The organism is Phosphitispora sp. TUW77 (genome assembly GCF_048453025.1).
Taxonomy (GTDB): domain Bacteria; phylum Bacillota; class Thermincolia; order Thermincolales; family UBA2595; genus Phosphitispora.
In genome coordinates this window covers 1,016,206-1,029,068 of record NZ_CP156677.1, presented here as the reverse complement: position 1 = coordinate 1,029,068, position 12,863 = coordinate 1,016,206, and the positions used below count along the sequence as shown (strand labels likewise).

The following is a 12,863-nucleotide window of genomic DNA, read 5'->3' as shown; positions in this document are numbered from 1 at the left end:
TCCATTTTTTCGCCACAATATTTTCAGTTTTCACTCTACCCGCGGTATAAGGAACGCACTTGTTTGTAATAATAACCATATTAAGCTGAGATTGGGGGAAAAGGCGGTAAATGGAAAACAACGAGAAGGTATCCAGTACCCAGATGGTGTTTCTCTTTATTATTACTATATCAGTGACAGATTTCCTCTTCATAGCCAGCTTAGCTGCCACATATGCAGCCCAGGACGCCTGGATATCTGTTGGTGTTGGAGGCACCCTTTTAGGGCTATTGGCGGCATTTATTTATACGCGACTGGGTTTATGCTATCCGGATAAATCTTTGGTGGAATATGCCCCTAAAATAATAGGGAAGTTTGGTGGCAAGCTAATTGGACTCCTCTACATTTTATTTTTTGCGCATCTAGGTGCAATGAAAATTAGGGAACTTGCTGAATATATGATAGTCTTATTTTTCCCTGAAACCCCTAAGATGATTTTTAGCGTAATTGTTGTCATGCTGGGTGCTTACGCTACATTTAATGGTATAGAAGTCCTTTGCAGAGTAACACAGTTATTATTTCCGTTTCTTATTACAGCTTTTGTCTTTGTAACTTTAATCTTTTATCCTGAAGGAAAAGCCTATAATCTTCTACCTATTATGGAAAACGGGGTAAAACCTATAGTTTTGGGTGCACTATATCCTGGCATGTTGAGAATGGATATTATATTAATCCTGATGTTTTTGCCTTATATAAACCAACCCCGGGAGACAGGGCGAACTTTAATAATTACAAATATCCTGGCTGGATTTTTACTAACCATGTCATCAATTGTAAATATAGCTGTTCTTGGGCCAATACTTGCTAAAAATTTGGTCCGTTTCATGGAGCAGTTAGAACCTTTGGTTCTTATTATCTTCATAGCCGGATATGTAATCAAGGTATCAGCCTTTTACCTGGCTACAGTTCTGGGAACTGCCCAGTGGGTAAATCTTAAAAACTGCCGGCCTTTGGTTACCCCTATCGGCATACTTATTCTGGTTTATTCCCTTATCTTATATGAAAACACCTCACATATGACTGCCTTTTATATAACATCCTTAATACCATATGCTTATACTTTTAAATTAATTATACCAACGGTACTGCTGATTGTAGTGTTAATACGAAAAAAAGCGGGACAAAAATATTAAAAAAAATGATTATCTGATATTTTTCCACATAGGTCTTGTTATCCTTATTAGTGCTCCCCTTCAGCTGCCCTCAAAGCGGCAAGGTATACTTTTTTAAGCGGAGCCCCATATTCCCGGGACCTCTTCCGGCAGTCCTCGTACTCCGGTGCCTCATTTACCACATTTCCATGCAGCAGGGCTGTTTTTACCCTTATTTCACCATATTCGGTTTGAACCATACGGGTTTCACGCTCCAGACAGAACCTGTCCCACCTGCTGAACCTGACCCCTATTGTTGAGGTCTCCAGAAATAGGATTTCTGCAAGCTTCCGAGCATCTTCTTCAATGCAGATCACCCTGATAAGAACTGCAGGACGGTTCTTTTTCATATGTATAGGTACCAGAAACGCGTCCAGTGCCCCATTTTCGAACAAGCGCTCCAAAACATAATCAAAAAATTCAGGATTCATATCATCGATATTTGCTTCAAGGACCACAACCGTACCGTTAAACTTCTTGCTGTCACCGACTTCCTTCCCGATTATGGCACGAACAACATTAGGTACCCCATAATCCCTTGTCCCTGCTCCATATCCCACTCTTTCCACTTCAAGAGCCGGCATTGAACCGAATTGTCCCGCCAGGGCAGAAAGAAGCGCCGCCCCGGTTGGGGTAACTGTTTCCCCCTCGTGTTCAGAGCCGTAAATGGCCCTTCCCTTAAGAAGCTCCACTGTTGCCGGAGCCGGAACAGGAATAAGCCCATGCCTGCACGTTACAAAACCACGGCCCATAGGCAGCGGAGAGGCAACAATCTTATCAACCCCGAGCAGGTATAGTGCAATCACTACACCAACTATATCAATAATTGAGTCCACAGCACCAACTTCATGAAAATGAACTTTTTCCGGTGTTGTACCGTGTACTTTGGCCTCTGCAGCAGCAAGGAGACGAAAAACTGCTTTGCTCTTGTCTCGAACTTCAGTTGCTAACCGGCTGGCATCAATTATTTGCTCAATATCATCCAGGTGCCGTTCACAGGCACAGACTTCTTCAGGTTCTGTGAGGACATCAAATTTGGTAGCACATATCCCGGACTTATTTATTTTCCTGATGTTTATATCATAACCGTCCAGAGGTATTTTCTTCAGTTCATTTCTGAACATTTCTTCATTCAGTCCTAGGTCCAGCAAAGCTCCGACTATCATATCACCACTTGCCCCGGAGAAACAGTCAAAATATAATGTTTTAGCATTACCGGCTTTGCTGCCCGCCCTGTCATACGGTTTATTATCAATCATATGCGGCTCCTTCCAGGGAAGCAAGTCTCATTAATCATTTCCCCGGCAATTGTAATTAACATTTCCCGATTATTGATACCTGGGTCTTCCCATACCTTTACAAGTAACTTTTTTAATATACAGCCTACTTCAGGACCTTCCTTTATTCCCAGTTGAATCAGATCCCTTCCGCCGATAGCTAAATCTTTTACCTTCAGGGGTTCGTTTCGGTTAACAACCTTATTTATCTCTTTTACCAAATCCATCAATATCCTGAAATCATAGGGCCCTGCCGAGCCAAGGATATCAGCCTCCTGAAGCCTGATCAACCTTTCTATGTTTTCAAGCCCTACCCTGTTAATCAGCTTTTTGACTCCTCCCTTGCGCAAATAAGCAAATCTGCTCATATGGTCGGTCACCAGTGCAGATACGGTAATTACACTTCTTCTGTCAAAACGGAGCCTTGACATAATCTCTATTGCCATATCACCACCCACAATATGGTGAGAATAAAAGTGCCCTTTACCGTTATTATCCAGAGTAAATGTCCTGGGCTTGCCGATATCATGAAGTAATGCCGCCTGCCTTAAAACCGGGTCACCTGAAATATTATCAAGAACAGCCATAGAATGTTCAAAAACATCTTTATCATGATGGGGATTATGCTGTTCAAACCCAAAGCAATCCTGAAGTTCAGGGAGAAATTTTTGAAGCAGACCGGCTGCCTGCAGGTTCCTCACTCCCCGAGAGGGATTCCGACACATCAGGATTTTCACAAATTCATCCCTTATCCTTTCAACAGCCGTATTCTCCAGTAACCTTGTGTTTGCTGAAATAGCGTCAAAAGTTTCCTTTTCAATAGTAAAGCCAAGTTGACAGCTCAGCCTTACGGCACGTATCATTCTAAGTGCATCTTCCCCGAACCTTGTCTGTGGGCTGCCAATTGCCCGGATTAACCTATTGTTTATATCCTCAAGGCCATTAACATAGTCAAGGACTTTTTCACCATCAAAGAGGAGTCCGTTAATCGTAAAATCGCGTGTTTTTACATCTTCGATAACATCAGAACCAAATCTATTTCTAAAAGTAGTGACTTCAAAAGCTTTTTCACCAAGTAAAACAGTTACAGTACCATATTTGACACCACTGTCAAAAACCTTGGCAAACATCTCTTTTACCTGTTCAGGCCTGGCAGAAGTGCAAATATCAAAATCAACGGGTTTCCTTCCCATGATAAGGTCCCTGACACAGCCACCCACCAGGTAGGCCTGATAACCGCTGCTGCGCAGTTGATATAATATAGTTATAACCTCAGGGGGTAGTGTTTTAGCAGCTATTTTACCTTCATCCCTTCTGCAAGTCCTTCCTGGTGTGGATTTAAAATCACCTGTTCTCCTTCCTGAAGTCCCGTTTTAACCTCAATCAATTCGTCTCCTTCTGCACCTGTGGTTATTTCACCAAGGACCGCCTTTCCACCTTTTATGACCCAGACATAATCTTTGCCGTTATCGTTAAATACAGCCTCCCGGGGAACAGCAAGAACACCCCGCACTTCCTGAGTCGTAAAGGTGACATCAACAGACATCCCGGGGGTAATACGGAGCCCTGCGGGCTTTTCATCAAGTTCCGCAATTACTTTTATTTTATCCTCAATAATGCCTAAGGATGATACCCTTTCTTCCGCAGCCGGATTAACCCTGGTAATGGTTCCGGCCAGTTCGGTATCTTTGCCGGGCATTTTAAACAGCACCTTGACACTGTCACCGGTTTCAAGGTTCCGGATGTCTTTGGTATTGACATAGGTTTCTATCTGTATCTTTCCTGTTCTCCCGATAGTAAACATCAGCATACCGGGAGAAACAAAGCCGCCCTTTTCAATACCTGTGGCAAACACGGTTCCATCCGCTGCAGCAGCTACCAACGCTTTGGCTTTCTGCTCCCTGAGCCGGTTTAACTGTGCCTGTATGCTTTCCTTCTGTCCCTGGTATTGCAATGTATTGCCTTCTCCCAGCTTTTTCGCCGCATTAAGGGCGGCACGGGCCTGTTCAACCGACTCGGCAGCGGTTTCCATTTCATTTTGAGAAAGTTCCAGTTCAACCCTGGTAACAGCACCCTCGGCATACAACTCCTGTGTTCTTTTATATGCAGTTTCAGCAAGTTCAAAAGACAGCTCAGCCTGCTCCAATGCCGATTCCTGCTGTCTAACCTGGCTGACGGTTCCCTGTGCGGCTTTCTCCAAGCCCTCAATAGACTTGAGCTGCCCTTCCAGTGCGGCAATCTGGGCCTCAATGTCCCCTGCATCTATTTCTGCCAGGCGGTCACCCTTGACCACCGTATCACCTTCTTCAACATAAAGGTCTTTTACCTTTCCCTGGATTTCACTATAGATATCCACACTCTCTTCACTGGTAATCTTACCCTTTTCCACAACGACTGCGGATACATCTCCCTTGATAACCTTTACTTCTTCCACATCAACCGCCTTGGATAATGACATGATAGCAATTATAATCACAACAGCTATCCCTGCCCCGATAAGTCCCCGCTTTTTCCAAGTTTTCATATTGGTCCCTCCTCGTATACACTGCGCCCAAATAACCCGGTTAATCCTGCTTTAATCCTGCTGTTTCAAAACATCCAGCATCGACAGTTTGGCAACCCTGCCCTTCATTTTCCACTGAGCTGCCACCAGGAACATCAGTGTGCCCAGCAATCCCATCATAAAACTCCTCAGCTCAATAACCAAAGGCATATTATAAATATCACTCCCTGAGGCACTAACAATTGCATAAAGTATTCCATAACTTAACGGTACTCCGGCTATTATGGCAGCCAATCCCAAAAACCCCTGTTCAAACAAGAGAATACGGGCAACTTCCCCTTCTGTCATTCCCAGCACCATAAGGCTGGCCATTTCCCGTTCCCGTTCCGAAAGTGAGATAAGATTGACATTATATACAATGGCAAAACCCATAATAAATGAGAAGAACACAAGAATATACTGTGAAGCCTGTGAAGTCTCCATCAATTCCTCAAACTGTGACTTCAGCTTATTTTTGTCATGAATTGCGGAAACGTTTTTTCCGCTTCTGAGTTCTTCACGAACCCCGGACATTTTTTCCTCCTCAACCCTGATTAGAACTGATGATGCCACAGGTGGAGCCCTCAAAAGACTGCTGAGGGAGTCAATGTCCATATAAGCCCCCAATCCCACATACTGAGGCACTACCTGCCGAACAACTACCTGCCGTTCATCCCTGTCACCCAGGAAGGGTTTGACTGTTACAGCATCACCCTGCTTAATATCCAGCACCTTGGCCATTTGTGTTGAAATTACCATACCCTGTTCCGGCAGCCTGACCTGTTTTCCTTTATCTGTAAGGAGGTGGTAAAGTGACGCATCCTGAGGCAGTCCGGTAATAACGGTATCTTTTTCCCGCCACTTGTTGGCAATAGTCACCGGCACTTCCAGCATTGGCTCCGCTTTTAGTACTCCATCCATATAATGTGCTCCGGTTACAGCCTCTGTCAGGTCAACATAGTTTTTCAGGCTTACCTTAATATCATATTTCTCCACCTTTTCATACTGAAAGTTTATTAAATAGTAAATAGCATCAAATGAAGCTCCTGAAGCTACCATAAGACTAAAAGCACAGGCAACACCAAATAGCGCCAGAAAACTCCGCTGTTTGCTGCGGAAAACATTTCTTACTGCCATTTTACCCAGGGTGGTTAACATATCCCAGAAAAATCCGATCCGTTCCACAAGGGTCTTTTTCCCCACTTTGGGGGCCGGGGGCCGCATCGCTTCAGCAGGTCTCAGCCGAAGAACACCCTTGCATCCCTGATAACCGGCGACAAGGCTGAAAGCAATTGATAATAAAGCCGCTGAAAGAATATACCCTGGAGAAATTCTTCCCGTCAGGCCGGGAATATTGTAAAACTGCTGGTATACCTTGGCAAAATAATACGAAAGCCACGTCCCCAACAAACCTCCCCCCAGCCCCCCAAAGCCGCCGGTAAATACTGCGTAACCAAGATAATGGGTAATAATTTCTCTGTCGGTAAAGCCAAATGCCTTAAGGATACCGATAAGTCCCCTCTGTTGTTCCACCATCCGCCTTAGCATGATATAAAGAATACTGGCAGCCACCAGAAGGAATATCACCGGGGATGTGTTTACAGTAGCTTCCAAGCCTACGATTTCCTGATTCAGCATAGAGTGGCTCAATTGGTTTTTACGAGGATATAATTGGGTTAAGCCATAACTGCCGAGAATATTCTCCACAGGCCTTTTGATACTGGAAAAACTAACATCCCGGTCAAGTGTAAAAACAATATCATTTACCTGGCCATCCATACCCAGTACCTGAGCAACTGTGACATAAGGCACAAAGGCCACTCCAAAACCTTTGGGATCAGGAGTGAGCATTTGCCCGCTGGGAATCTCATACACATATTCAGGACTGTTAGCAGTACCGGAAATTGTAAATTGTATTTCTGTTGCATTTATAATTAGGGGAATCACATCCCCGATTTTATACTCATTAGCTGAAAGAAAAGCAGGTGATACCAGGATTTGCCTTCCTTCTTCCGACGGAATCTTGCCCTCCTCCAGTTTAAACTTATTTAAATCATTTTTGCCCCCGTCAAATGAAACCAGGCGGAGTGTCGTATTCTCTTCTCCAGTCTTTTTATTGACTAGAACATCAATGACAAGCCTGCCACTGACCCTGTCAATTCCTTCAATACTCCGGATATCCTCAAGCAGGCCCTGCGGCCCCCGTACTATCCGGGCAAACCCTTCGGCAAAATTATATTCACTGTAATAACTGTCCACACTATCCTTAAGGCTGCCCAGGATAAGTGCCATAGATACATACAGCATCAGCCCGATAATGGAAACACTGATAACTGCAAGATATGCGCCATAATTCCCTCTGATATCTCTCCATAGTTTGCGTCTCAGCATTACCAGCTCACCTCATCTGCTGTAACCGGGTTGGCGTTTTCCTCAATCCTGTCTATCCTGCCGTCTTTTAGATTAATCACCCTGTCTGCCATCTTACCAATAGCGGCATTATGGGTTATAACCAAAAGTGTCTTACCGCGTTCCCTGTTAATTTTGTGCAAATAATTAAGCACCTGTTTCCCTGTCTGGTAATCAAGGGCTCCGGTAGGCTCATCACAAAGTAAAATATCAGGGTTCTTGGCAATCGCCCGGGCAATGGCCACCCTCTGCTGCTCGCCTCCTGAAAGCTGTGCAGGGAAGTGCTCCTTCCGGTCAGCCAGCCCAATTTCCGCAAGAACTTCACCGGAGTCCAGAGGAGTATCGGTAAGTTCCGCTGCCAGGGCCACATTTTCAAAAGCTGTCAAGTTTGGCATCAAATTATAGAATTGGAATATAAAACCCACCGCATTCCTCCTGAACATGGTCAGGTCATGTTTATTCATCTGCTGCAGCGGGGTACCCCTGTATATAAATTCCCCCTCAGTAGGTATATCCATTCCCCCAAGGATGTTGAGCAAAGTACTTTTCCCGGAGCCGCTAGGCCCCAGGATAACCACAAACTGCCCTTCAGGCACCTTCAAGTCGATTCCCTTTAAGGCATGAACCGGTACTTCCCCGGTATAAAATGTCTTATGAAGGTTTCTGGTCTGAATTACAGTTTCCATTAGGCACCAGCTCCTTTATTGTTTCTGGGCTTCAAGGCCGCTCCGTACAATTTTCATTATTTGTGCAACAAGGTGTTCTATACGCTCAGGGGTGAATTTTTGTGATATCTCCGGATTGGCCAGGTAATCATGCATGGTAGCTCCCAAGGTTTCCAGCAAATAATCGGCCAGCCCCTGCCCCAGCAGAGAATACACAAAAGATGCCGCTAGCCCGGGATCAATATCAGACCTGATTTCCCCTTTATTTATTCCCTCTTTAAGCATATGTTCAAAAGCCTTAATAGCCATTTCTTTGCTTTTGGAATATATTTCATGCAGCAAGGATTCTCCTGACCCATTAATGGTATTGGCAATAATCTGTGCCAGCTGCGGGTGTTCCAGGTTAAAGCGTGCACCTGCCGCCATTAGCCGTTCAAAGGCAATAAAAAAATCATTCTCCTCGTTAAATGCCTGCTCCATATAAGACATCTTCTCTTTAGCTGCCATATCCAGTATATAAGTATATAGGTCTTTCTTATCATCAAAATACTGGTACATACTTCCCTTGGCAATCCCACTCTTGACCACTATATTTGACAAAGAAGCCCTGCTGTAACGATGACTGGCAAATTCGTCCATGGCTACATCAAGAATCCGCTTTCGCTTATCTTCCGGCAGATTAAAAAAGGTCGATTTTGGCATAATTTTACCCCCGTGTCTAAAAACAATATGACTAGAAGGTCATATGACCTGCAACCCATATGACTTGCAACCCATATGACTACCTAGTCATATTGTATGTTCTTTAGCCACTACTGTCAAGAAAAATCTCAATAATTACACAAGCGGCCTGACTCCCCAAATTTCTTTTGCATATTCCCTTATTGTCCGATCACTTGAGAATGTTCCTGCATAAGCAATATTGTTTATACTCATCCCCAGCCATTTCCCCTTATCGCGAAAAGCCTTGTCCAGTTTCATCTGTGTATCGGCGTATGCGGCAAAATCCTTGAGTACAAAAAACTCATCATTATGCATAATTAAAGAATTATAAATGTTGATAAATTCACCGGCTGAAACAGGGAAAAAACCGTTAACAAGACTGTCAATTATTGCTTTTAATCTATGGTCATTTTGATATAATTCATGTGAATTGTATCCGCCGCTGCGGTAATAGTCCATGACCTCTTCGGCAGTAAGCCCAAAAGTAAAAATATTGGCAGGCCCTACCTTTTCAAAAATTTCGATGTTAGCGCCATCCATGGTGCCTATGGTAACAGCCCCATTTAACATAAATTTCATATTGCCTGTGCCGGAAGCCTCTTTTCCGGCAGTTGAAATCTGTTCACTAACATCGGCAGCCGGAAATATCATCTCTGCCAGGGAAACCCGGTAGTTCTCCAAAAAAACCACCTTAATCTTATCCATGATACGCTTGTCTTTGTTGATAATTTCTGCCAGGCAGTTGATCAACTTAATGGTAGTTTTGGCTTGGAAGTAGCTTGGAGCGGCTTTCGCTCCAAAAATAAAGGTCCGTGGCGCTATATCAAGGTCCGGAGTTTCCAGGAGCCTGTTATATAGGTCCATTATGTGAAACACATTCAGAAGCTGCCTTTTATATGCATGCAATCTTTTTACCTGGACATCAAATATTGACTCCAGATCAATATCTATCGAATATTTATCTTTTATCATTTTCACTAAGACTGTTTTATTCCGTTTTTTAACATTTGCAGCCTGTTCCTTGAAGGATGGGTCATCAGCATATTTTAACAATTCAATAAATTCAGCGGGATTATCAATCCACCCGTTGCCAATGGTCTCAGTTATTAAAGCAGCAAGTTCCGGGTTGGCTTTCATCAGCCACCTTCGGTGAGTAACCCCGTTTGTCTTATTATTGAACTTGTGGGGATAAATGAAGAAAAAATTCTTCATCTCTTGACGTTTAAGTATATCGGTATGTATCCGTGCCACACCATTTATACTATAGCTTCCGGCAATAGCCAGATGAGCCATTTTTATATGATCATCCGAAATTATGGCCATAGATGCTATCCTGTCCCAATCCCCCGGATACTTATCCCACAACTCACGGCAAAACCTTTCGTTTATTTCATAAACAATCATATAAATCCTAGGCAGCAAGTTCTTGAAAAGGTCTGTGGACCATTTCTCCATGGCTTCTGAAAGAATGGTATGATTTGTATATGATATGGTAGCTGTAGTTATTTCCCATGCCTCATCCCAGCTCATTTCCTCCTCATCAACCAATATCCTCATCAACTCCGGAATTGCCAGAACCGGGTGAGTATCATTTACATGAATGGCAACTTTTTCCGGCAACTGCCGCAGGGAACCGTTCTTTTTCTTGTACCTGCGGATAATACTTTGGATTCCTGCAGAAACAAAAAAGTATTGCTGCTTTAGCCGGAGTTCCCTGCCCTTGTAATGATTGTCATCAGGATATAGAATCTGTGAAATAGCTTCAACAGAGTATTTATACTCCATAGCCTTTTGATAATTACCGTGGCTGAAGGAAGACAAATCAAAATCAGCCTGTACGGCCTCTGCGCTCCACAATCGCAATGTATTCACAGTGTTATTGCCATAGCCTATCACCGGAGTATCATAAGGCACAGCCAGAACAGATTCATAATTTTCATGAACAAACACCGTTTTCGCTTTGCTGATTTCTTCCCTGACAACACCATAAAACCTTATTTCTACCGCTTTATCAGGCTTACGCACTTCCCATACGTTACCATCCCTTAGCCAGTTGTCAGGCAACTCCACCTGATATCCATCAACTATCCTCTGTTCAAAAAAACCGTATCTGTATCTGATCCCACATCCGTGGCCGGGTATGCCCAATGAAGCCATAGAGTCAAGGAAACAGGCAGCCAATCTGCCCAAGCCCCCATTCCCCAGACCCGCATCCGCTTCTGCGTTTTCCAATTCATTCAGATCTATCCCCAACTCGACCAGCGACTCCCTGCAAACTTCTGTAAAACCCAGATTAAGAAGGTTGCTTCCCAAGAGACGGCCTAACAAAAACTCTAAAGAAAAATAATATACCTGTTTGACATCCTCTTCCAAATATCTGTCATTCGTTTTTACCCATTTTTTGCTTATATAGTCTCTTATCATACCACCCACAGCCATATATTTATCAAAAGCAGTAGACTCTTCCAGGGATTTCCCGGACATGGCCTGCAGTTTTGCAAGGAAATCGTTTTTAAAAGCTCGTTTATCTTGGAACATAGTACCCCCTCCTCTATCGATACTTGTTCGATATTACTCTTCTTTTATCCTGCAGGCCATATTTCCCATCAAATTATTATTTTTTAATTTTACAAGCTATCATAAGATAATCATCTGTACTTTATCTAAATAGCTCTAGCCCATATAGACTGTAACTTTATATATAGTAATTATTCTTGTTATAATAATAAACTGACAGTATCTATAAAAAGGTATGAGATACTGCAAAATATTCATATTAGATCTAGTTATAATAATAGAAAGGGAGAAAGCAAATGTTGAACACCAATATCAATCCGGATAAAATAGATTTCTGGAAATCTAATAAATGGCTGATACCTATCGGAGTATCAAACAGGCATGTTCACCTCTCCCAGGAAGATATTGAGATATTGTTTGGCAGTGGGTATAAGCTGACTGTTGCCAAACAACTAGTTCAGAAAGGAAACTACGCTGCTAAAGAAACGGTAAATGTTGTCGGCTCAAAAGGGGTTCTGGAACAAGTAAGAATTGTCGGTCCGCCCAGAAATGTCACACAAGTGGAAATAAGCCGTACTGATGCTGTTAAATTAGGTATTAACACACCCATTAGGGACTCCGGTGACCTGGCTGAAACCCCAGGGGCTATCCTTATTGGACCAAACGGCCCACTTGTCTTGAAAAAAGGAGTTATCATTCCTCGGGCTCATATCCATATGACCAAATCAAAAGCAGAATCCCTGGACTTAAATGACAAGGATAAAGTAAGTATACTAATTAAAAGCCAAAAAGTCGTTTGCTACCATAATGTGCTGGTCAGGGTTACAGAAACGGGAGAAACAGAATTTCATATGGATACCGATGAAGCAAATGCGGCTTTTGTGGATACAGGAGACCTGGCAATGATTAAGCATAGGGAAATGGTTATAAAAGATAATTTTGGCAATATTGTTGAAGTCGGGGTTGATAATATTAAATTTGTACTTGGGAAGAATCCCCATGATTATGCCTGTATTGAAGGAATAAAGCTGCTCAGAAATATCTTTCATTATCCTACAAGTATTCAGCAGTCAATTGTAAATAAAATGCTGAATACTGACCTGATAGAGCCTAACCGGTTTTATCTTCTTTCAGCTATGGAAGAAGATAGGGTAGTCGGCATCTCATGTTTCTATTACCTTAAGGATTCCAAGCTGGGATACCTTGAACACCTGGGAATTATACCGGAATACAGGAATCGTGGCATTGGCAGTTTCCTTTATCACAAGGTCACTTCATTTCTGGAAAAAGAACATCCTGAAATTGAAGGGCTCCTGTTAGAAGTTCGCTGCTTAAATGATGAAACTGACAACAGAAAACAATTGTTCTTAAACCTCGGAGCTATTCCTGTTGATACCTCTTTTTACCCATCCGAAAAATTTAAATTCGCAGAAGAACTGCTTTTAATGTTTAAACCACTTGTAGTTGAAGCCAATCTGAACACTGTTACTCTGGAGCAGGCATTCCGCAGCCTGGCAAAAGTTCTTTAATTTACACAAAT

General features: G+C 43.0%; 9 protein-coding genes. 2 read left to right on the top strand and 7 right to left on the bottom strand.

The features are described from left to right. Positions 1–110 precede the first annotated feature (110 nt). A complete protein-coding gene (locus ABFY19_RS04655; RefSeq protein ID WP_418792084.1) occupies positions 111–1,172 on the top strand; it encodes a GerAB/ArcD/ProY family transporter in 1,062 nt (353 codons plus the stop codon). A 47-nt stretch (positions 1,173–1,219) separates the two neighbouring features. On the opposite strand, the gene larC is transcribed toward ABFY19_RS04655, so the two are convergent. The 7 genes from larC to ABFY19_RS04620 all read right to left on the bottom strand — a co-directional run bounded on the left by larC (position 1,220) and on the right by ABFY19_RS04620 (position 11,344). Continuing rightward, entirely contained in the window at positions 1,220–2,449 is a 1,230-nt protein-coding gene (gene larC, locus ABFY19_RS04650; protein WP_418792083.1) for a nickel pincer cofactor biosynthesis protein LarC, read from the bottom strand. Continuing rightward, on the bottom strand, positions 2,446–3,660 hold the full coding sequence (locus ABFY19_RS04645; protein WP_418792082.1) for a CCA tRNA nucleotidyltransferase: 1,215 nt from the start codon (positions 3,658–3,660) through the stop codon (positions 2,446–2,448). Before ABFY19_RS04645 ends, larC begins: the two co-directional genes overlap by 4 nt. 101 nt (positions 3,661–3,761) lie before the next feature. Next, positions 3,762–4,991: an efflux RND transporter periplasmic adaptor subunit gene (locus ABFY19_RS04640; RefSeq protein WP_418792081.1), complete on the bottom strand. Its 1,230-nt coding sequence runs from the start codon at positions 4,989–4,991 to the stop codon at positions 3,762–3,764. 51 nt (positions 4,992–5,042) lie between these two features. Then, positions 5,043–7,400: an ABC transporter permease gene (locus ABFY19_RS04635; protein ID WP_418792080.1), complete on the bottom strand. Its 2,358-nt coding sequence runs from the start codon at positions 7,398–7,400 to the stop codon at positions 5,043–5,045. Further along, a complete protein-coding gene (locus tag ABFY19_RS04630; RefSeq protein WP_418792079.1) occupies positions 7,400–8,104 on the bottom strand; it encodes an ABC transporter ATP-binding protein in 705 nt (234 codons plus the stop codon). The genes ABFY19_RS04635 and ABFY19_RS04630 overlap by 1 nt, the downstream gene beginning before the upstream one ends. 15 nt (positions 8,105–8,119) lie before the next feature. Beyond that, positions 8,120–8,785, bottom strand: coding sequence for a TetR/AcrR family transcriptional regulator (locus tag ABFY19_RS04625; protein WP_418792078.1), 666 nt, complete (start codon positions 8,783–8,785; stop codon positions 8,120–8,122). A 135-nt stretch (positions 8,786–8,920) separates the two neighbouring features. After that, on the bottom strand, positions 8,921–11,344 hold the full coding sequence (locus tag ABFY19_RS04620; protein ID WP_418792077.1) for a glycogen/starch/alpha-glucan phosphorylase: 2,424 nt from the start codon (positions 11,342–11,344) through the stop codon (positions 8,921–8,923). 275 nt (positions 11,345–11,619) lie between these two features. On the opposite strand from ABFY19_RS04620, the gene pduL reads away from it, so the two are divergent. Continuing rightward, positions 11,620–12,852, top strand: coding sequence for a phosphate propanoyltransferase (gene pduL, locus ABFY19_RS04615; RefSeq protein WP_418792076.1), 1,233 nt, complete (start codon positions 11,620–11,622; stop codon positions 12,850–12,852). Positions 12,853–12,863 lie beyond the last annotated feature (11 nt).

What these genes read in the sequence shown, in the direction of transcription:
- ABFY19_RS04620 (WP_418792077.1), bottom strand. Translation starts at nt 11,344, where the DNA reads ATGTTCCAAGATAAACGAGCTTTTAAAAACGATTTCCTTGCAAAACTG.
- ABFY19_RS04640 (WP_418792081.1), bottom strand. Translation starts at nt 4,991, where the DNA reads ATGAAAACTTGGAAAAAGCGGGGACTTATCGGGGCAGGGATAGCTGTT.
- larC (WP_418792083.1), bottom strand. Translation starts at nt 2,449, where the DNA reads ATGATTGATAATAAACCGTATGACAGGGCGGGCAGCAAAGCCGGTAAT.
- ABFY19_RS04625 (WP_418792078.1), bottom strand. Translation starts at nt 8,785, where the DNA reads ATGCCAAAATCGACCTTTTTTAATCTGCCGGAAGATAAGCGAAAGCGG.
- ABFY19_RS04635 (WP_418792080.1), bottom strand. Translation starts at nt 7,400, where the DNA reads ATGCTGAGACGCAAACTATGGAGAGATATCAGAGGGAATTATGGCGCA.
- ABFY19_RS04655 (WP_418792084.1), top strand. Translation starts at nt 111, where the DNA reads ATGGAAAACAACGAGAAGGTATCCAGTACCCAGATGGTGTTTCTCTTT.
- ABFY19_RS04630 (WP_418792079.1), bottom strand. Translation starts at nt 8,104, where the DNA reads ATGGAAACTGTAATTCAGACCAGAAACCTTCATAAGACATTTTATACC.
- ABFY19_RS04645 (WP_418792082.1), bottom strand. Translation starts at nt 3,660, where the DNA reads ATGGGAAGGAAACCCGTTGATTTTGATATTTGCACTTCTGCCAGGCCT.
- pduL (WP_418792076.1), top strand. Translation starts at nt 11,620, where the DNA reads ATGTTGAACACCAATATCAATCCGGATAAAATAGATTTCTGGAAATCT.